The sequence below is a fragment of the Pseudomonas sp. GL93 genome, assembly GCF_003408955.1.
Classification (GTDB): domain Bacteria; phylum Pseudomonadota; class Gammaproteobacteria; order Pseudomonadales; family Pseudomonadaceae; genus Aquipseudomonas; species Aquipseudomonas paracarnis.
Genome location: NZ_NKRF01000088.1, coordinates 31336 through 51987 on the forward strand (window position 1 = coordinate 31336; position 20652 = coordinate 51987).

The 20652-nt window shown below is 60.7% G+C and carries 16 protein-coding genes; 13 read left to right on the forward strand and 3 right to left on the reverse strand.

The window, feature by feature from the left end; translation table 11 throughout:
- Positions 1–79 precede the first annotated feature (79 nt).
- Both CER19_RS20190 and arcD (CER19_RS20195) read right to left on the reverse strand, forming a co-directional pair.
- Entirely contained in the window at positions 80–943 is an 864-nt protein-coding gene (locus CER19_RS20190) for a DNA-3-methyladenine glycosylase (RefSeq protein ID WP_116667716.1), read from the reverse strand.
- Entirely contained in the window at positions 940–2367 is a 1428-nt protein-coding gene (arcD, locus tag CER19_RS20195) for an arginine-ornithine antiporter (protein ID WP_116667717.1), read from the reverse strand. Before arcD (CER19_RS20195) ends, CER19_RS20190 begins: the two co-directional genes overlap by 4 nt.
- A gap of 395 nt (positions 2368–2762) precedes the next feature.
- On the opposite strand from arcD (CER19_RS20195), the gene arcD (CER19_RS20200) reads away from it, so the two are divergent.
- From arcD (CER19_RS20200) to CER19_RS20255, 12 genes are all read left to right on the forward strand, one after another.
- Entirely contained in the window at positions 2763–4190 is a 1428-nt protein-coding gene (gene arcD, locus CER19_RS20200; protein WP_116667718.1) for an arginine-ornithine antiporter, read from the forward strand.
- Between the two features lie 24 nt (positions 4191–4214).
- Positions 4215–5471, forward strand: coding sequence for an arginine deiminase (arcA, locus tag CER19_RS20205; RefSeq protein ID WP_116667719.1), 1257 nt, complete (start codon positions 4215–4217; stop codon positions 5469–5471).
- A 12-nt stretch (positions 5472–5483) separates the two neighbouring features.
- A complete protein-coding gene (locus CER19_RS20210; protein WP_014719695.1) occupies positions 5484–6494 on the forward strand; it encodes an ornithine carbamoyltransferase in 1011 nt (336 codons plus the stop codon).
- Positions 6495–6642: 148 nt separating this feature from the next.
- On the forward strand, positions 6643–7572 hold the full coding sequence (gene arcC, locus CER19_RS20215; RefSeq protein ID WP_116667720.1) for a carbamate kinase: 930 nt from the start codon (positions 6643–6645) through the stop codon (positions 7570–7572).
- A gap of 18 nt (positions 7573–7590) precedes the next feature.
- Positions 7591–7953: a DUF5064 family protein gene (locus tag CER19_RS20220; protein WP_116667721.1), complete on the forward strand. Its 363-nt coding sequence runs from the start codon at positions 7591–7593 to the stop codon at positions 7951–7953.
- Between the two features lie 173 nt (positions 7954–8126).
- Entirely contained in the window at positions 8127–9635 is a 1509-nt protein-coding gene (locus CER19_RS20225; protein WP_116667722.1) for a sigma-54-dependent transcriptional regulator, read from the forward strand.
- 414 nt (positions 9636–10049) lie between these two features.
- Complete coding sequence (gene gcvH / locus CER19_RS20230) at positions 10050–10433, forward strand: glycine cleavage system protein GcvH (protein WP_015885597.1); 384 nt, start codon at positions 10050–10052, stop codon at positions 10431–10433.
- A 10-nt stretch (positions 10434–10443) separates the two neighbouring features.
- Positions 10444–13281 (forward strand): aminomethyl-transferring glycine dehydrogenase, encoded by a 2838-nt coding sequence (gcvP, locus tag CER19_RS20235; RefSeq protein ID WP_116667723.1) that lies wholly within the window; start codon positions 10444–10446, stop codon positions 13279–13281.
- A 160-nt stretch (positions 13282–13441) separates the two neighbouring features.
- Positions 13442–14818: an L-serine ammonia-lyase gene (locus CER19_RS20240; RefSeq protein ID WP_116667724.1), complete on the forward strand. Its 1377-nt coding sequence runs from the start codon at positions 13442–13444 to the stop codon at positions 14816–14818.
- Positions 14819–14857: 39 nt separating this feature from the next.
- On the forward strand, positions 14858–15982 hold the full coding sequence (gene gcvT, locus CER19_RS20245; protein WP_116667725.1) for a glycine cleavage system aminomethyltransferase GcvT: 1125 nt from the start codon (positions 14858–14860) through the stop codon (positions 15980–15982).
- Positions 15983–16375: 393 nt separating this feature from the next.
- Positions 16376–16594, forward strand: coding sequence for a cold-shock protein (locus tag CER19_RS20250; RefSeq protein WP_003193835.1), 219 nt, complete (start codon positions 16376–16378; stop codon positions 16592–16594).
- Positions 16595–16688: 94 nt separating this feature from the next.
- A complete protein-coding gene (locus CER19_RS20255) occupies positions 16689–17177 on the forward strand; it encodes an RDD family protein (protein WP_034128556.1) in 489 nt (162 codons plus the stop codon).
- A 135-nt stretch (positions 17178–17312) separates the two neighbouring features.
- On the opposite strand, the gene nadA is transcribed toward CER19_RS20255, so the two are convergent.
- A complete protein-coding gene (gene nadA, locus CER19_RS20260; RefSeq protein ID WP_034134369.1) occupies positions 17313–18371 on the reverse strand; it encodes a quinolinate synthase NadA in 1059 nt (352 codons plus the stop codon).
- A gap of 471 nt (positions 18372–18842) precedes the next feature.
- Here nadA and CER19_RS20265 point away from each other — a divergent pair, with 471 nt between their 5' ends.
- Positions 18843–20558 (forward strand): ShlB/FhaC/HecB family hemolysin secretion/activation protein, encoded by a 1716-nt coding sequence (locus CER19_RS20265; RefSeq protein ID WP_116667726.1) that lies wholly within the window; start codon positions 18843–18845, stop codon positions 20556–20558.
- Positions 20559–20652 lie beyond the last annotated feature (94 nt).

Here is a 20652-nt window from a genome sequence, read left to right on the forward strand (position 1 = left end):
AGCCAGCTCCCACAGGATCAGACAACGCGGTCCACTGTGGGAGCCGGGCTTGCCCGCGATGGGGCCATCACCGTCGCTATCAATCCCCGCGGTTCAACGAAGTCCACAAATGCTGCGCCGCATACGCCCTCAACGGCCGCCACGCCTCGGCCCGCGCCAATAACTGCCGCGCCGACACCGGCCCACCCTCCAAGGCCGCCAAAGCATTGATCAACCCGATATCCCCCGACGCAAACGCATCCACCTCGCGCAACTGGCGCATGGCGATGTACTGCGCGGTCCACTCTCCAATCCCCGGCAACGCCACCAACTGTGCAACGCCGTCCTTGAGGCTGGCCTTGGGTTCGAAAAGCTGAGGATCATCCCACAGCGCCTGGGCCACACCAGACAAGGTACGGCCTCGCGCCCTGGGCATGCCCAGGGTGGCCAGGTCTGCGGCCGCCAGCACTTCAGGTGTCGGGAACAAGTGGGTAATACCGGCGTGCGGGGTTTGCAGGGTCTGGCCATACTGCGCCACCAGCTTGCCCGCCAGGCGAATCGCCGCCACCACGGTGATCTGCTGGCCCAGCACCGCACGAATCGCCAATTCCAACCCATCCCAGGTGCCAGGCAACCGCAGGCCAGGGCGGGCCGCAACCAGTTGCGCCATTAGGGGATCTTGCGACAATTGCGCGTTGATCACCTCAGGCACCGCATCCAGATCAAACATCCTGCGCAAGCGCCGCTCGATCTCAGGCATAACGGCAGGCTCAGGAAAGTCGACCGTCACCTCCAGCCAATCCCCCGCTCCCGGTTCGACGCTGACCCAGCCATGTCGCCCAGCCACACTGATACTGCGTCGATACACCCCGGCGACCACAGTTTCCAACCCGGTAATCGCCCGCGCCGATAGGAACCCCAGCATCGCCGCCCAGTCGTAGGGCGGTTGATACGCCAATCTCACAGTGACAATACCCCGCTGTACAACCCATACGCGGCTAACCCGGCGCCCGCGACCACGCCGCTGAAAATGCCTTTTTCCACGGTGGTAAACAAGGGTTGGCCCTGCTCGCGCTTGGCCAGGGCAAACAGGATCACACCCGGTGCGTACAGCAACGCCGACAGCAGCAAGTACTTCAAGCCCCCCGCATACAGCAGCCAGATCGCGTAGCCGAGGGCAACCAGCCCCACCAGCAGATCTTTCATGCGCCGGTGCTGCCAGCCTGCATAGGTTTCGCCGCGCGCGCTCAACAGCACCGCATAGGCCGCCGACCACAGGTAAGGCACCAGGATCATCGAGGACGCCAGGTAGATCAGGGTGGTGTAGGTGCTGGCTGAAAACAGCGTGATCACCAGGAATGCCTGGATCATCACGTTGGTCAGCCATAAGGCATTGACCGGCACCTGATTGGCGTTTTCCTTCTTCAGGAACGCCGGCATGGTCTTGTCCTGAGCGGTGGCATAGAGGATTTCCGCGCACAGCAGCGCCCAGGAGAGCAACGCGCCGAGCAGCGAAACCGCCAGGCCGATACTGATCAATACCGCACCCCAAGGCCCGACGATATGCTCCAACACACCGGCCAGGGACGGGTTCTGCAATTGCGCCAGCTCCGGCTGGCTCATGATGCCCAGGGACAGCACATTCACCAACACCAACAAGGCCAGCACGCCCACGAAACCAATCACCGTGGCGCGCCCCACGTCCGAGCGCTTCTGCGCCCGCGCCGAATACACACTGGCGCCTTCGATCCCGATAAATACGAACACCGTGACCAACATCATATGGCGCACCTGCTCGACCACGCTGCCCATCTGCGGGTTGCCCAGGCCCCAGATATCGCGAGTGAAGATATCCGCCTTGAACGCAACGGCGGCGATCACGATAAACATCAGCAGCGGCACGATCTTCGCCACCGTCGTCACTTGGTTGATGAACGCTGCCTCTTTGATCCCGCGCATCACCAGAAAATGCACGGCCCACAGCAACAGAGACGCGCAGCCGATGGCGAGCGGTGTATTGCCCTGGCCGAACGCCGGAAAAAAGTAGCCGAGGGTGCTGAACAGCAAGACGAAATAACCGACGTTGCCCATCCACGCACTGATCCAGTAACCCCAGGCGGATGAAAAGCCCATGTAGTCACCGAAACCCGCCTTGGCGTAGGCATACACCCCGGAATCCAGTTCGGGCTTACGGTTCGCCAACGTCTGGAACACAAAGGCTAACGTCAGCATGCCGATGGCGGTGATTGCCCAGCCGATCAAGATGGCCCCCACTTCGGCACGCGCAGCCATGTTCTGCGGCAATGAAAAGATGCCGCCGCCAATCATCGAGCCCACCACCAGGGCAATAAGGGCACTGAGCCGAAGTTTCTGGGCGGGTTGGGACATGCAGGTTCCTCGGAATAAACGATGGGGCGACAACTGCGCACACAAGTAATTCAAATGAATGAAGGTGTCATAACATAAGGATATGTAAAGGCACAAAGTTTAGGCTTATTTAGAATTTAAATACGTCAATTATGAAGTGTTCGTCAAACAGCGTACAAAAAATTTGCACATTCGAAAATACGAACTAGCGTCAACACCCATGCCCCGACCAAATGATTAACCATAAAGCAGAGAGCGCTCTACTCGGCGTCTTTGCGGGTTTTTTACGCCCGCAAAACCTCACCCTAAGTCGTTAATTCACAATGGAATGTGCCAATGAAGTGATCTGAGTCAGCTGTTTGATTAGCGCACGGAATTATTCTGTGGTCTCTCTTCTCCTGCATTGGAGTCATGCAATGTCTGAAACTCCCGGAAAACTTCGATTAGGCGCCCTGGTCGCACTTGTCGTCGGCTCGATGATTGGCGGCGGCATCTTTTCATTGCCACAAAACATGGCCGCCAGCGCCGATGTCGGTGCAGTGTTGATCGGCTGGGTGATTACCGCCATCGGCATGTTGACCCTCGCATTCGTGTTCCAGACCCTCGCCAACCGCAAGCCTGACCTCGACGGCGGGGTATACGCCTACGCCAAGGCCGGTTTCGGCGACTACATGGGCTTTTCATCCGCCTGGGGTTATTGGATCAGCGCGTGGCTGGGCAACGTCGGCTACTTCGTCTTGCTGTTCAGCACCCTGGGCTACTTCTTCCCGGTCTTTGGCGAGGGCAATACCCCGACGGCGGTGATCGCTGCGTCAGTGCTGTTATGGGCCGTGCATTTCCTGGTGCTGCGCGGGATCAAGGAAGCGGCGTTCATCAACCTGGTGACCACCGTCGCCAAGGTGGTGCCGCTGCTGCTGTTCGTGCTCATCGCGCTGTTCGCGTTCAAGCTGGACATCTTCACCGCAGACATCTGGGGCGTAAAAAACCCGGACCTGGGCAGTGTGATGAACCAGGTGCGCAACATGATGCTGGTCACCGTATGGGTGTTTATCGGCATCGAAGGCGCGAGCATCTTCTCGTCCCGTGCCGAGAAACGCAGTGACGTGGGCAAGGCCACCGTGATCGGCTTTATCACTGTGCTGCTGTTCCTGATGCTGGTGAACGTGCTGTCCCTGGGGATCATGACCCAGCCGGAACTGGCCAAGCTGCAGAACCCGTCGATGGCCGCCGTGCTGGAGCATGTGGTGGGCCACTGGGGCGCGGTGCTGATCAGCGTCGGCTTGATTATCTCGCTGCTCGGCGCGCTGCTGTCCTGGGTGCTGCTGTGTGCGGAGATCATGTTCGCCGCCGCCAAAGACCACACCATGCCGGCGTTCCTGCGCAAGGAAAACGCCAACCATGTGCCGGTCAACGCACTGTGGCTGACCAACGCAATGGTGCAGATATTCCTGGTGATCACGCTGTTTTCCGCCAGCACCTACCTGTCACTGATCTACCTCGCCACCTCGATGATCCTGGTGCCTTACCTGTGGTCGGCGGCCTATGCCCTGCTGCTGGCGGTGCGCGGCGAGACCTACGAAAACGCCCTCAAAGAGCGCAAGAAAGACCTGTTCATCGGCGCCATCGCCCTGATCTATGCGATCTGGCTGCTGTATGCCGGCGGCACCAAATACTTGCTGCTCTCCGCCCTGCTCTACGCACCCGGCGCGATCCTGTTCGCCAAGGCCAAGCGTGAACTGGGCAAACCGATTTTCACCCCCGTCGAGAAGCTGATTTTCGCCGCAGTGGTCATTGGCGCCCTGGTGGCGGCCTATGGGCTCTACGACGGCTTCCTGACCCTGTAATTGTTGTTCACTGGAGGATCTGTAATGACCACGGAAAAAGTGAAGTACGGCGTACATTCCGAAGCCGGCAAACTGCGCAAAGTCATGGTGTGCTCCCCAGGTTTGGCCCACCAGCGGCTGACCCCCAACAACTGCGACGAACTGCTGTTCGATGATGTGCTGTGGGTGGCCCAGGCCAAGCGCGACCACTTCGACTTCGTCACCAAGATGCGCGAGCGGGACATTGATGTGCTGGAAATGCACAACCTGCTCACCGACATCGTCGCCAACCCCGAAGCGTTGGACTGGATTCTGGAACGCAAGATCACCGCCAACACCGTCGGCCTGGGCCTGGTCGATGAAGTCGGCTCGTGGCTGCGTAGCCTGGAGCCGCGCAAGATCAGCGAGTTCCTGATTGGCGGCGTGTCGGCCGATGACCTGCCGAGCAGCTTTGGTGGCAAGACCATCGAGATGTTCCGCGACTTCCTCGGCCACGCCAGCTTCATCCTGCCGCCGCTGCCCAACACCCAGTTCACCCGCGACACCACCTGCTGGATCTACGGCGGCGTAACGCTCAACCCGATGTACTGGCCGGCGCGACGCCAGGAAACCCTGCTGACCAGCGCCATTTACAAATTCCACCCTGAGTTCACCAACGCGGACTTCCAGATCTGGTACGGCGACCCCGACCAGGAGCACGGCGCTGCCACGCTGGAAGGCGGCGACGTGATGCCGATTGGCAACGGCGTGGTGTTGATCGGCATGGGCGAGCGCTCGTCTCACCAGGCCATCGGCCAACTGGCGCGCAACCTGTTCAAGAACAAAGCCGTGGAGCGTGTCATCGTTGCCGGCCTGCCTAAATCCCGCGCCGCGATGCACCTGGACACCGTGTTCAGCTTCTGCGACCGCGACCTGGTCACCGTCTTCCCTGAAGTGGTCAACCAGATCGTGCCTTTCACCCTGCGCCCTGACGAGAGCAAGCCCCACGGTATCGATATTCAACGTGAGAAAACCAACTTCCTCGAAACCGTGGCCGCAGCGCTCAACCTCAAGGCCCTGCGCGTGGTCGAGACCGGCGGCAACAGCTTCGCCGCCGAACGCGAGCAATGGGATGACGGCAACAACGTGGTGGCCGTGGAACCGGGCGTGGTGATTGGCTACGACCGCAACACCTACACCAACACCCTGCTGCGCAAGGCCGGTGTAGAAGTGATCACCATCAGCGCCGGTGAGCTCGGCCGAGGCCGTGGCGGCGGCCACTGCATGACCTGCCCGATCATCCGCGACCCTATCGACTATTAAGGAGATTTCATCATGGCTTTCAATATGCGCAACCGCAGCCTGCTGTCGCTGATGCACCACACCACTCGCGAGCTGCATTACCTGCTGGACCTGTCGCGCGACCTCAAACGCGCCAAATACACCGGCACCGAACGTCCGCACCTGCAAGGCAAGAACATCGCGCTGATCTTCGAAAAAACCTCGACCCGCACCCGTTGCGCCTTCGAGGTCGCAGCCCATGACCAGGGCGCCCACGTCACCTATATCGATCCGGTGTCGTCGCAGATCGGCCACAAAGAAAGCATGAAAGACACCGCCCGCGTCCTGGGCCGGATGTTCGATGCCATCGAGTACCGTGGCTTTGAACAGGAAATCGTCGAAGAGCTGGCCAAGTTCGCCGGTGTGCCGGTGTTCAACGGCCTCACTGCCGAATTCCACCCGACCCAAATGATCGCCGACACCCTGACCATGCGCGAACACAGCGACAAGCCGCTGCATGACATCAGCTACGCCTACCTCGGGGACGCCCGCTACAACATGGGCAACTCGCTGCTGATGATCGGCGCCAAGCTCGGCATGGACGTGCGCATCGGCGCGCCGAAAGCGCTGTGGCCGCACGAGGATTTCATCAAGCAATGCCAGGCCTTTGCCGAGGAAAGCGGCGCACGCATCACCATCACCGAAGACCCGAAAGAAGCCGTGAAGGGTGTGGACTTCATCCACACCGATATCTGGGTGTCCATGGGCGAACCGGTGGAAGCGTGGGACGAGCGCATCGAGCAACTGCTGCCGTACCAGGTCAACGCCAAGATGATGAAAGCCTCGGGCAACCCTCGGGTGAAATTCATGCACTGTTTGCCGGCGTTCCATAACAGCGAAACCAAGGTCGGCAAGGACATCGCTGCGCGCTATCCGCACCTGGCCAATGGCGTGGAAGTGACCGAGGAAGTCTTCGAGTCGCCGGCCAACATCGCGTTTGAGCAGGCGGAAAACCGCATGCATACCATCAAGGCGATTCTAGTGTCGGCGTTGGCGGATATCTAAACCCTGCTGCGATCCCGCTGTAGGAGCGAGCTTGCTCGCGAAAAACTCAAGGGCACCGCGTTCATCCAGAATGGGCGCGTTATCGTTGACCACCTTCGCGAGCAAGCTCGCTCCTACACAGGATTGCGAGTTCTAGAAGGATTGCATTATGCGCATCGTCGTAGCCCTGGGCGGCAACGCCCTCCTGCGTCGTGGTGAACCCATGACCGCAGACAACCAACGCGCCAACATCCGTATCGCCACCGAACAGATCGCCAAGATCCACCCCGGCAACGAGCTGGTGATCGCCCACGGCAACGGCCCGCAAGTGGGCCTGCTGTCGTTGCAGGCGGCGGCCTACACCAGCGTCTCGCCTTACCCGCTGGACGTGCTGGGCGCCGAGACCGAGGGCATGATCGGCTACATCATCGAACAGGAACTGGGCAACCTGCTGGACTTCGAAGTGCCATTCGCCACCCTGCTTACCCAAGTGGAAGTGGACGCCAAGGACCCGGCCTTCCAGAACCCCACCAAGCCCATCGGCCCGGTGTATGCCAAGGCCGAAGCGGAAAAACTCGCCGCTGAAAAAGGCTGGGCCATCGCGCCCGACGGCGACAAATACCGCCGCGTGGTCGCCAGCCCGCGCCCCAAACGCATCTTTGAAATTCGCCCGATCAAATGGCTGCTGGAAAAAAGCGCCATCGTGATCTGCGCCGGTGGCGGCGGCATCCCTACCCTGTATGGCGAAGATGGCAAGCTGCGCGGCATTGAAGCCGTAATCGACAAAGACCTGTGTTCCTCCTTGCTGGCCACGCAACTGGAGGCCGATTTGCTGGTGATCGCCACCGACGTCAACGCCGCCTTTATCGACTTCGGCAAGCCCACCCAGAAGGCCATCGGCCAGGCCCATCCGGACGACATGGAAAAACTCGGCTTCGCCGCCGGCTCCATGGGCCCCAAGGTACAAGCCGCCTGCGAGTTCGCCCGCCAGACTGGCAAAACCGCGGTGATCGGTTCACTCTCGGACATCGAAGCCATCGTCCAGGGCAGCGCCGGCACCCGCATCAGCACGGCCAAACCTGGCATCACCTACCTGTGAAGTTGAGGAGAAACGCCTATGGCTATCTTTGAACCCGGTCACCTGCATATCGAGCGACACGCGCTGAACAAGGACGATGTCAGCTACGACCTGTGCCTGGACTATGAAGTCGTCACGGATGACCGCGAAGGCAAAGGCATGCAGTTCACCCTGCATGGCAGCATCCAGGGCAAGGACATGAAAGAAACCTTTTTCCTGCCCAAGGACCAGGCCTACAACTTCGCCAGCAATGTGACCAAGATTGTTGAAAAGTACGGTATTCCCAAGACCCATAGCAGCGTCGGTTCACAGCACAAGCATTACGATCTGATGTTTGAGAATGTGCGCCAGCAGTTGGATATGAAATCCGGCGACCCGGTCAAACCCGAACACCTGGAATAACCTGCCCCCCCAGTCGAATGTGGGAGCTGGCTTGCCTGCGATAGCGACCTGTCAGACGATATTTTCGCTACTGACCCACCGCCATCGCAGGCAAGCCAGCTCCCACATTTTGATCTCCACCGGCTCCAAGGCATACTGGCCACCCTCAGCACTCCAGAATCAAGATCCGCCCCATGCGTATCCACGTCAGCTTCATCGACCGCGTCGGCATTACCCAGGAAGTCCTGGCCTTGCTCGGTGGGCGCAATCTCAATCTGGATGCGGTGGAGATGGTGCCGCCCAACGTCTATATCGACGCGCCGACCCTCAGCCCCGAAGTGCTCGAAGAACTGCGCGACGCGTTGTTCAGCGTGCACGGCGTGCAGGCGGTGAAGGTGGTCGACATCCTTCCGGGCCAGCGCCGCCACTTGCAACTCGACGCCCTGCTGGCGGCCATGACCGACCCGGTACTGGCTTTGGACAGCGCTGGCAAGATCCTGCTGGCCAACCCGGCGTTGATCGCCTTGTACGGGCGCGAACCGGCCGGTGAGAGCATCGCCGAACTGTTCGATGACCCGGCCTTGCTGGAGACCCTGCTGGAGCAGGGCTTTCGCTTGCCGCTACGCGAGATCAGCGTGAACGGCCAGACCCTGCTGCTGGGCGCCACGCCGATCACCGACGCCGGCGCCCTGCTCACCCTCTACCAGCCCAACCGCATCGGCGAGCAACTGTCGGCGCTGCACCATGACCATGCCGAAGGGTTTGATGCGCTGTTGGGCGAATCCCCGGCGATCCGCACGCTCAAGGCACGGGCGCAACGGGTGGCGGCGCTGGATGCACCGCTGCTGATCCAGGGTGAAACCGGCACCGGCAAAGAGCTGGTGGCCCGCGCCTGCCACGCCATCAGTGCGCGTCACAGTGCGCCGTTTCTGGCATTGAACTGCGCGGCACTGCCGGAAAATCTCGCCGAAAGTGAATTGTTCGGCTATGCGCCTGGCGCCTTTACCGGCGCGCAACGCGGTGGCAAACCGGGGCTGATGGAGCTGGCCAACCAGGGCACGGTATTTCTCGATGAGATCGGTGAGATGTCGCCGTACTTGCAAGCCAAACTGCTGCGCTTTCTCAACGACGGCAGCTTTCGCCGCGTGGGTGGCGACCGCGAGGTGAAGGTCAATGTGCGCATCCTCAGCGCCACCCACCGCGACCTGGAAAAGATGGTCAGCGAAGGCACCTTTCGTGAAGACCTGTTTTACCGCCTCAACGTGCTCAACGTCGCTGTGCCGCCCTTGCGTGAACGCGGCCAGGACATCCTGCTGCTGGCGCGCTACTTCATGCAGCAAGCCTGCGCGCAGATCCAGCGCCCGGTCTGCCGTCTGGCGCCGGGTACCTATCCAGCCCTGCTGGGCAACCACTGGCCGGGCAACGTGCGGCAGTTGCAAAACGTAATCTTCCGCGCTGCCGCCATCTGCGAAAGCAGCCTGGTGGACATCGGCGACCTGGACATCGCCGGCACCTCTGTAGCGCGCCAGAGCGATGGCGAAGTCGACAGCCTGGAACAGGCCGTGGAAGACTTCGAGCGCAGCCTGCTGGAAAGCCTCTACAGCCGCTACCCCTCGACCCGCCAACTGGCCAGCCGGCTGCAAACCTCTCACACGGCTATCGCCCATCGCCTGCGCAAATACGGCATTCCCAACAAGCCTTGAGCCATGTTCCATCCACTGTAGGAGCGAGCTTGCTCGCGAAAAACGCGAGTGCGCTACGTTCATCCAGGCTTCCCGGGTCATCGTTGACGATCTTCGCGAGCAAGCTCGCTCCTACAATGGGGCGCATTCCAGATTTGGTCTGAGAACGACATTCCGTGTACTGAAAGCGCTACAGCGTAACGATATCGCTACAACCCTGCTTTTTGCGCGCCATGCAAGGCTTTGATCCACATAGGCTTTTTTTCACGCACCTGACTGTAGCGAAATCGCTACAGTGCATTCGATGAAGCTTGTAGCTAAATTTATTAAGTCATTGATCTATAACGACTTAATAACGTTGGCCGCGATATTGCTAAGCAACTCCTCATTATTCCAATCCCGTCCACCAGACGATTCTGGCCCTGAGGAGTTTCCATGAGCGAGTTGCGTTTCACTGAAGATCACGAATGGCTGCGCGCCGAAGCCGATGGCAGCGTCACCGTGGGTATCACCGCGTTTGCGCAGAACGCGCTGGGTGACGTGGTTTTCGTGCAACTGCCGGAGTTGCAGGCTTACGACAAAGGCGCTGAAGCCTCCACCGTGGAATCGGTCAAAGCCGCCAGCGGCGTGTATATGCCGTTGGACGGTGAAGTCCTCGAAGTCAACGACAAGCTCGATGGCAGCCCGGAACTGGTCAACGAAGACCCGATGGGCGAAGGCTGGTTCTTCCGCTTTAAACCGGCCGATGCCAGTGCAGTGGCTAAGCTGTTGGATCAGGATGCATACGACCGCCTGATCAAAGCCAACGCAGAAGCTTGAGGAGCGCGCCATGACCGTTAATCTGACCACCGACAACGAATTCATCGCCCGCCACATCGGCCCGCGCCAGGAAGATGAGCAGCAAATGCTCGCCAGCCTGGGGTTTGATTCCCTCGAAGCCCTGAGCGCCAGTGTGATCCCGGAAAGCATCAAGGGCACCAGCGTGCTCGGCCTGGAAGACGGCCTGAGCGAAGCCGAAGCCCTGGCCAAGATCAAGGCCATCGCCAGCCAGAACCAACTGTTCAAGACCTACATCGGCCAGGGCTACTACAACTGCCACACGCCGTCGCCGATCCTGCGCAACCTGCTGGAAAATCCGGCCTGGTACACCGCCTACACGCCGTATCAACCCGAGATTTCCCAAGGCCGCCTGGAAGCCCTGCTGAACTTCCAGACCTTGATCAGCGACCTCACCGGCCTGCCGATCGCCAACGCCTCCCTGCTTGACGAAGCCACCGCCGCCGCTGAAGCCATGACCTTCTGCAAGCGCCTGAGCAAGAACAAAGGCAGCCACGCGTTCTTCGCGTCGGTGCACAGCCACCCGCAAACCCTCGACGTATTACGCACCCGTGCCGAACCACTGGGCATTGATGTGGTAGTGGGCGATGAGCGCGAACTGACCGACGTCACCCCGTTCTTCGGTGCGCTGCTGCAATACCCGGCCAGCAACGGCGATGTGTTCGACTACCGCGAACTGACCGAACGCTTCCACGCCGCCAACGCACTGGTCGCCGTGGCCGCCGACCTGCTGGCCCTGACCCTGCTGACGCCGCCGGGTGAATTCGGCGCCGACGTCGCCATTGGCAGCGCACAACGCTTTGGCGTGCCACTGGGCTTCGGTGGCCCGCACGCGGCGTACTTCTCCACCAAGGATGCGTTCAAGCGCGACATGCCAGGCCGTCTGGTCGGCGTTTCCGTCGACCGCTTCGGCAAGCCGGCCCTGCGCCTGGCCATGCAGACCCGCGAGCAACATATCCGCCGCGAGAAAGCCACCAGCAACATCTGCACCGCCCAAGTGCTGCTGGCCAACATCGCCAGCATGTACGCCGTGTACCACGGCCCCAAAGGCCTGACCCAGATCGCCCAGCGCATTCACCAGCTGACCGCGATCCTGGCCAAGGGCTTGACGGCCCTGGGCCAGAACGTGGAACAGGCACACTTCTTCGACACCCTGACCCTCAACACCGGCGCCCACACCGCAGCCCTGCACGACAAGGCCCGCGCCCAGCGCATCAACCTGCGCGTGGTGGATGGCGAGCGCGTTGGCCTGTCGGTCGACGAAACCACCACCCAGGCCGATATCGAGGCCTTGTGGGCCATCTTCGCGGACGGCAAAACCCTGCCAGCCTTTACCACCACCGACAGCACCCTGCCGAGTGCGTTGCTGCGCCAGTCGCCGATCCTCAGCCACCCGGTGTTCAACCGTTACCACTCGGAAACCGAGCTGATGCGCTACCTGCGCAAGCTGGCCGATAAAGACCTGGCCCTGGACCGCACCATGATCCCGCTGGGCTCGTGCACCATGAAGCTCAACGCCGCCAGCGAAATGATCCCGGTGACCTGGGCCGAATTCGGTGCCCTGCACCCGTTCGCCCCCGCCGCGCAAAGCGCCGGCTACCAGCAACTGACCAGCGAACTGGAAGCCATGCTGTGTGCAGCGACCGGTTACGACGCGATCTCCCTGCAGCCCAACGCCGGGTCCCAAGGTGAGTACGCCGGCCTCTTGGCCATCCGCGCCTATCACCAGAGCCGTGGCGAAGAACGTCGCGACATCTGCCTGATCCCGTCATCAGCCCACGGCACCAACCCTGCGACCGCCAACATGGCCGGCATGCGCGTCGTGGTGACCGCTTGCGATGCACGCGGCAACGTCGACATCGAAGACCTGCGCGCCAAGGCCATCGAACACCGCGAGCACCTCGCCGCACTGATGATCACCTACCCGTCCACCCACGGCGTGTTCGAGGAAGGTATCCGCGAAATCTGCGGGATCATTCATGACAACGGCGGCCAGGTGTACATCGATGGCGCCAACATGAACGCCATGGTCGGCCTTTGCGCACCGGGCAAGTTCGGCGGCGACGTGTCCCACCTGAACCTGCACAAAACCTTCTGCATCCCTCACGGCGGTGGCGGCCCGGGCGTTGGCCCGATTGGCGTCAAGTCGCACCTCACGCCGTTCCTGCCCGGCCACGCGGCCATGGAACGCAAGGAAGGCGCGGTATGCGCCGCACCGTTCGGCAGCGCGAGCATTTTGCCGATCACCTGGATGTACATCAGCATGATGGGCGGTGCCGGCCTCAAGCGTGCGTCGCAGTTGGCGATCCTGAATGCCAACTACATTTCCCGCCGCCTGGAAGAGCATTACCCGGTGCTGTACACCGGCAGCAATGGCCTGGTGGCCCACGAATGCATCCTGGACCTGCGCCCGTTGAAAGACAGCAGCGGCATCAGCGTGGACGACGTGGCCAAGCGCCTGATCGACTTTGGTTTCCATGCACCGACCATGTCGTTCCCGGTGGCCGGCACCTTGATGATCGAGCCGACCGAAAGTGAATCCAAGGAAGAACTGGACCGCTTCTGCGACGCCATGATCGCCATCCGCGAAGAAATTCGCGCAGTGGAAAACGGCACCCTCGACAAAGACGACAACCCCCTCAAGAACGCGCCGCACACGGCTGCGGAACTGGTGGGCGAATGGAGCCACCCTTACAGCCGTGAACAAGCGGTGTACCCGGTGGCGTCGTTGATCGAAGGCAAGTACTGGCCACCGGTTGGCCGGGTCGACAACGTGTTTGGTGATCGCAACCTCGTCTGCGCGTGCCCTTCTATCGAGAGCTACGCCTGATCTGACTGGAGATACGCGGCCAGTGTGGGAGCTGGCTTGCCTGCGATAGCGGTGTATCAGCCGACAGCGATGTTGCCTGACCCACCGCTATCGCGGGCAAGCCCGGCTCCCACATTGACCGAGTCCACCTCAGAAAATAATAAGAAACCGGAGAACAACCATGTCCCTTAGCGTGTTCGACCTGTTCAAGATTGGCATCGGCCCCTCCAGTTCCCACACCGTCGGCCCGATGCGTGCCGCCGCTCGATTCGTCGAGGGGCTCAAGCGTGACAACCTGCTGGCCACCACCACCAGCATCAAGGTGGAACTCTATGGATCGCTGGGCGCCACCGGCAAAGGCCACGGCAGCGACAAGGCTGTGTTGCTGGGCCTGGAAGGCGAACACCCGGACACCGTGAATACCGAAACCGTGGCTGCACGCCTGGCGCAGATGCGCAGTGACGGGCGCCTCAACCTGCTCGGCGAACACAGCATTGCGTTCAACGAGAAAGAACACCTGGCGATGATCCGCAAGCCCCTTGCCTATCATCCCAACGGCATGATCTTTCGTGCCTTTGACGCCGCCGGCATCCAGACCCGCAGCCGCGAGTACTACTCGGTCGGTGGCGGTTTCGTGGTGGATGAAGACGCGGCGGGCGCCGACCGTATCGTCGAAGACGCCACACCCCTGACCTTCCCGTTCAAACACGCCAAGGACTTGCTCGGCCATTGCACCACCTATGGCCTGTCTATCAGCCAGGTGATGCTGACCAATGAAAGTGCCTGGCGCCCGGAAGCGGAAACCCGCAGTGGTTTGTTGAAAATCTGGCAGGTCATGCAGGACTGCGTCGATGCCGGCTGTCGCAACGAAGGCATCTTGCCCGGTGGCTTGAAGGTCAAGCGCCGGGCAGCGGCCTTGCACCGGCAGTTGTGCAAGAACCCGGAGTCGGCGCTGCGCGACCCGCTGTCGGTGCTCGATTGGGTCAACCTGTATGCGCTGGCAGTCAACGAAGAAAACGCCAATGGCGGGCGCGTGGTCACTGCGCCCACCAACGGCGCGGCTGGGATCATTCCCGCCGTGCTGCATTACTACATGCGTTTTATCCCCGGCGCGAACGAAGACGGCGTGGTGCGCTTTTTGCTCACTGCGGCCGCCATCGGCATTTTGTACAAGGAAAACGCTTCGATCTCAGGCGCCGAAGTCGGTTGCCAGGGCGAAGTCGGCGTGGCCTGTTCCATGGCCGCAGGCGCGCTCTGCGAAGTGCTGGGCGGCAGCGTCTCCCAAGTGGAGAACGCCGCCGAGATTGGCATGGAACATAACCTCGGCCTGACCTGCGACCCGATTGGCGGGCTGGTGCAGGTGCCGTGCATCGAGCGCAATGCCATGGGCTCGGTGAAGGCGATCAATGCGGTGCGCATGGCCCTGCGTGGCGACGGGCAGCACTTTGTGTCCCTCGACAAGGTCATCCGCACCATGCGCCAGACCGGCGCCGACATGAAAAGCAAATACAAGGAAACCGCCCGTGGCGGTTTGGCGGTCAACATTATCGAGTGCTGACGCCCACAAGCGCGTCGGCACGTTTTTCAGGAGCTGAATATGTCCACCGAAACCCTGTTGAAAACTCCTCTGCACGCCTTGCACCTCGAACTCGGCGCGCGCATGGTGCCCTTCGCCGGCTACGACATGCCAGTGCAGTACCCATTGGGCGTGATGAAAGAACACCTGCATACCCGTGAACAGGCCGGGTTGTTTGACGTGTCCCACATGGGCCAGATCCGCCTCACCGGCGCGAATGCCGCCAAGGCCCTGGAAACCCTGGTGCCCGTCGATATCATCGACCTGCCGGTGGGTATGCAGCGCTATGCGATGTTCACCAACGAGCAAGGCGGCATCCTCGACGACCTAATGGTCGCCAACCTGGGCAACGACGAACTGTTCCTGGTGGTCAACGCCGCCTGCAAGGACCAGGACCTGGCGCACCTGCGCACACATATCGGCGACCAATGCACCATCGAACCGCTGTTCGAAGAACGCGCCCTGCTGGCCCTGCAAGGCCCGGCGGCAGTGAAAGTATTAGCGCGCCTGGCCCCTGAAGTCACCCAGATGACCTTCATGCAATTCGCCACCCTGCGTTTGCTGGGCGTGGACTGCTACGTCAGCCGCTCCGGCTACACCGGTGAAGACGGTTTTGAAATCTCCGTGCCGGCGGCCAATGCCGAGAGCCTGGCCCGCAGCCTGCTGGCCGAAACAGAAGTACAGGCCATCGGCCTGGGCGCCCGCGATTCCCTGCGACTGGAAGCCGGCCTGTGCCTGTACGGCCACGACATGAACACCGACACCACGCCAATCGAAGCCAGCCTGTTGTGGGCGATTTCCAAGGCTCGGCGTGCCGATGGCGCACGGGCCGGCGGCTTCCCTGGCGCCGACCGCATCTTCACCCAACAGCAAACCGGTGTGGCGCGCAAACGCGTAGGCCTGCTGCCGCAGGAGCGTACCCCGGTGCGTGAAGGCGCTGAAATTGTCGATGCACAAGGTACGGTTATCGGCAGCGTCTGCAGCGGAGGCTTTGGCCCAACCTTGGGTGGCCCGCTGGCGATGGGTTACCTGGACAGCGCATTTGTCGCACTGGATACCGAACTTAGCGCAATGGTACGTGGGAAAAAGGTGCCACTGCGTGTAAGTAAAATGCCATTCGTTCCGCAACGTTACTACCGTGGCTGATTGACTGTTTCTATAAGTAACGCGGTTGCGTTAATGTGCACTAAACTGTAACGCAACCGCCATAAAACAGTGCACTCACGATAGGCTTTTTTATAGCTGACGTCCTATAACAAGTGAATAACTCTATCGAATAAGCCGGCATCAGAACATTCAACAAAGTGTCATGAGAGGCAGTAAAATCAAGGCCTGCCCAAGGGCTTGTTTTTTTCATATTAGTTGGCGTAGAGTTTGCCCACTGTGTTTGCATGGGTCGCTTGGAACCTGGACCTGGGCAGTAGCTCAAGTAGTTTGCTACAACCCGTTCGACGTCTCTTACTTTCCTGCAACCCAGCCCAGTACTCTTTCGTGTGAAAGGGGCTGTCATTAATTTTTAGCGTCAAAGGAAAGAAGAAAATGTCGGATAGCAAACGTCAGAGCGGTACCGTCAAGTGGTTCAACGACGAGAAAGGGTTTGGTTTTATCACGCCTGAAAGCGGGCCGGATCTGTTCGTGCATTTCCGCGCTATCCAGGGCAACGGCTTCAAGAGCCTGAAGGAAGGCCAGAAGGTCACCTTCGTTTCAGTCCAAGGCCAAAAAGGCCTGCAGGCTGACGAAGTACAAGCAGAAGGCTGATCCTTGCTGCGACAAAAAGCCCCTGATATGACATCAGGGGCTTTTTTATGGGCGCCATTGCGTAAACTGCGTGCTTTCTCCAGAGAGCCCTGCCATGTCCAAACCCCTGTTGAGCCCCCAGGGCGAATTCCCCGCCGTTGGCCTGGGCCGTCGCCTGGCAGCGATGTTCTACGATTTCCTGCTGTGCACCGCCCTGCTGATCGTCACGGCGTTTATCTACAAGCTGGTATGGATCGCCTTCGTGGGCGAAGCGAAGATGCGCACGCTCACCGAGTCCGGCGCGCTGGACGGTGACCCGTTGCTGTCGACGATCCTGTTGTTTGTGCTGTTCGGGTTCTTCGCCAAGTTCTGGACCCATTCGGGGCAAACCCTGGGCATGCAGGTGTGGGGCGTGCGCGTGCAAAACGCTGACGGCTCGCGGATCAGCCTGTGGCAGGCATTGTTGCGTTTTGTGGTGTCGATTGCGTCATGGTTGTGTGTGGGGTTGGGGTTTATCTGGTCGTTGTTCGATAAACACAAACGCAGCTGGCATGACATCTATTCGGATACGCAGCTGGTGCGGATCCCGAAGCAAAAGAAGTAATCGCTAAATAGCGCAGATCCAAATGTGGGAGCGGGCTTGCCCGCGAAGGCGTAGTGTCAATCAGCACTTTTGATACTGATCCACCGCTTTCGCGAGCAAGCCCGCTCCCACATTTTTTTCCGCGTACACCTCTGATCAGGCGTTGCCAGCGAGTTTGAGGCGTGCAGCCTGGGTAAAGTCGAGCATGCGCTTGAGTGGCCGCACTGCCTGCGGAATCACCGCCGGTTCCACGAAGATCTCATTGCTGCCCTCGCGCAGGCATTGCAACGTACGCTCCAGCGTATTCATCGCCATCCACGGGCAGTGCGCGCAACTGCGGCACGCGGCCCCGTTACCGGCGGTAGGCGCTTCGATGAAGACTTTGTCCGGGCACAACTGCTGCATCTTGTAGAAGATGCCGCGATCAGTCGCCACGATAAAGGTCTTGTTCGGCAAGCGTTGCGCCGCAGCGATCAGTTGGCTGGTGGAGCCCACCGCGTCCGCCAGTTCGATCACCGAAGTCGGTGACTCCGGGTGCACCAGGATCGCCGCATCCGGGTACAGCGCCTTCATGTCTTCAAGCTGTTTGGACTTGAACTCTTCGTGGACGATGCAGGCACCGTCCCACAGCAGCATGTCGGCACCGGTCTGGCGCTGGATGTAGGTGCCCAGGTGTTTGTCCGGGCCCCAGATAATGGTCTCGCCGTTGTCCATCAGGCTCTCGACGATTTCCAGCGCGCAGCTGGAAGTCACCACCCAGTCCGCCCGGGCTTTGACCGCTGCCGAGGTGTTGGCGTACACCACCACGGTGCGCTCGGGGTGTTGATCGCAGAACGCAGAAAACTCATCCACCGGGCACCCCAGGTCCAGGGAGCAGGTGGCTTCCAGGGTCGGCATCAGGATGCGTTTTTCCGGGGTGAGGATCTTGGCGGTCTCCCCCATGAAACGCACGCCAGCCACCAGTACGGTCTTGGCGGGGTGGGCGGCGCCGAAACGGGCCATTTCCAGGGAGTCGGAAACACAGCCACCGGTTTCTTCGGCCAGGGCCTGAATCACCGGGTCGCAATAAAAGTGGGCAACCAGCACCGCGTCCTGAGCCTTGAGCTCGGCGGCAATGGCGGTTCGCAGGCTCGCCTCTTCGGCAGCGCTGAGCACTTTGGGCTGCTTGGCGTCGAGGTGGGCTTGAACCAATAGGCGTTCGGAAATGTGCGTCATGTTCGCAAGACCTGCAGGCGCAGTAGCGCGAAAGTCGAGTGTACCACCGGCTCCGGAGCCCTTCGGGCGCCGCCGGACGAAGTGTTTTTGTTCATCAAGCACGGGTAAAGCTTAAAGCTGCGCAAGGCTACAGAATATCCAATGGATTCAAAAGCCTAATCTGGTGACCCGGCAAGTACCCAATCCCTGGCCGGGACACGCCAATTAGGCGACGCCCGCACAACAATCAAAACCGCCCTTTCCCCTCTCACCCTCCTTAAAAACCAGAAATATCAGGCCCCCACACCCTGTCGCGCACTAATTTTGTGCACATGAGCACTGAATTACGCGATTTTTCTTACGTCTTGTGTAATAAATCCTACAGCGATGTAACAAACCGTCGACCACTCACTCAAGTAGGGCAACTACCGCTGAGTTCAACGCTGGCTCAGACGGTATGGATCGTGTGTATTTCTACGTTAAGGATGTCGAGTGCCAAATCAGCTCTCAACCGGACACTTGTGTTGTACCCGTAACCTGGGCATTGCCCTGCTCTGCCTGTGGGCCCTGCCCGTGGCTGGCGCCGAGGCGCCGCAGCCAGGCCAGGAAGCCCTGCGCTTGCAGCAGCAACAGCAACGCGACCTGCAGCAGTTACACCTGGAGCAGCGCCAACGCCAGATGCAACGCGGCAGTTTCGGTACGCCAGCGGCCACACCGGCCTTGCCAACAGACATCGCCAAGGACGAACGCTGCTGGCCCTTGAGCGGTACGCGCCTGGCCGGGGTCACGCTGTTCAGCCGTGCCGAGTTGGACAAACACATCGAACCCTACGTGGCGCCTTGCATGGGCGTCACCCAGATCAACCGCCTGCTGGCCGAAATCACCCGGCTGTATGTCGAGGCCGGTTACATCGCCAGCCGCCCCTACCTGATCAGTGCGCCCGCCGCCGGGCAGCCGCTGGATATTCACGTCGAAGAAGGCTACCTGGAGGCCATCGAACTGGCCGACCAGAGCCGGCCGGTGTCATTGGGCGGGGCATTCCCCGGAATGCTCGGCAAACCACTGAACCTGCGAGACCTGGAACAGGGCCTGGACCAGCTCAACCGCCTGCGCTCGGTCGACCTCACCGCCGACATCGCCCCAGGCAGCACAGCGGGCGCCTCGCGCATCATCCTGCGCACGCGCAGCAGTGCCTCGCGCTGGGCCCTGGGCCTGGGGGTGGATAACCTTGGCAGCGCCGGCACCGGGCGTGATCGCAATGCGATCAACTTGAGCCTGGACAGCCCGCTGCAAATCAACGACTCGCTCAACCTGAGCTTCAGCGACACGCTCAACCATGGGCCGCGCTACAGCCGCAGCCACAGCCTGTTCTACTCGATCCCCTACGGTTACTGGACCTACAGCCTGTTCGCCAGCCATGCCGAATACCGCTCGCCGTTCAAGCTCAGCCGCACCACGTTTTACAACAGTGGCCGCACCGATCAGGTCAGCCTGCGTAGCGACCGTGTGTTGTGGCGCGACCAGGGCCACCAACTGAGCGCCAACCTGCAACTGGCCTACAAAGACGTCGACAGCTACCTACAGAAGGTACACCTGGACATCCAGAGCCCCACGCTGACCGTAGCCGAAGCGGGCCTGAACCTGTTCTGGCTCAACAGCGCGGTGTGGAACCTGGACGTCAACTACGCCCAGGGCCTGACCTGGTTCGGCGCCGATCGCGATGCCAGCCAGGTGCAGAAAAACCGGCCCAAGGCGCAGTTTCAAAAGTATCGCGCCAACCTCACCCAATGGCGCAACGGCCAATGGGCAGCGCAGCCGTGGCAGTGGCAAAGCCAGTTGTCGGTGCAGTACAGCCCGGATGCATTGCCCGCCATCGAACAGCTGCTGATCACCGACGACTCAGCCGTGCGCGGCTACCGCGAAAACAGTACTTCCGGTGCCATTGGCGCGGTATGGCGCAACACCTTGCGCCTGCCGCTCAACACTGACTTGCCGGTGAAGCTCACCCCGCGCCTGGGCCTGGACAACGGCTGGGTCAAGCACGAACACGGTGCCCAGAGCCAACGCCTGAGCGGCGCCAGCGCGGGGCTCAACCTGAGCTGGAAGAACGTGCAGCTCGACGTCGACTACCAACGCAACCTCAACACCCCCACAGGCTTTCGCCAGGAGCCGGAGGTCTGGCTGACGCGCCTTAGTGTGCAGATATGAGCCCACACCCATTTTTAGCCTGAGTCACCGCCGTACCTGGCCACTCCAGCAGCGTTGCAACGAACAACGCGCGTCGTGGATCAGCCAACACAGA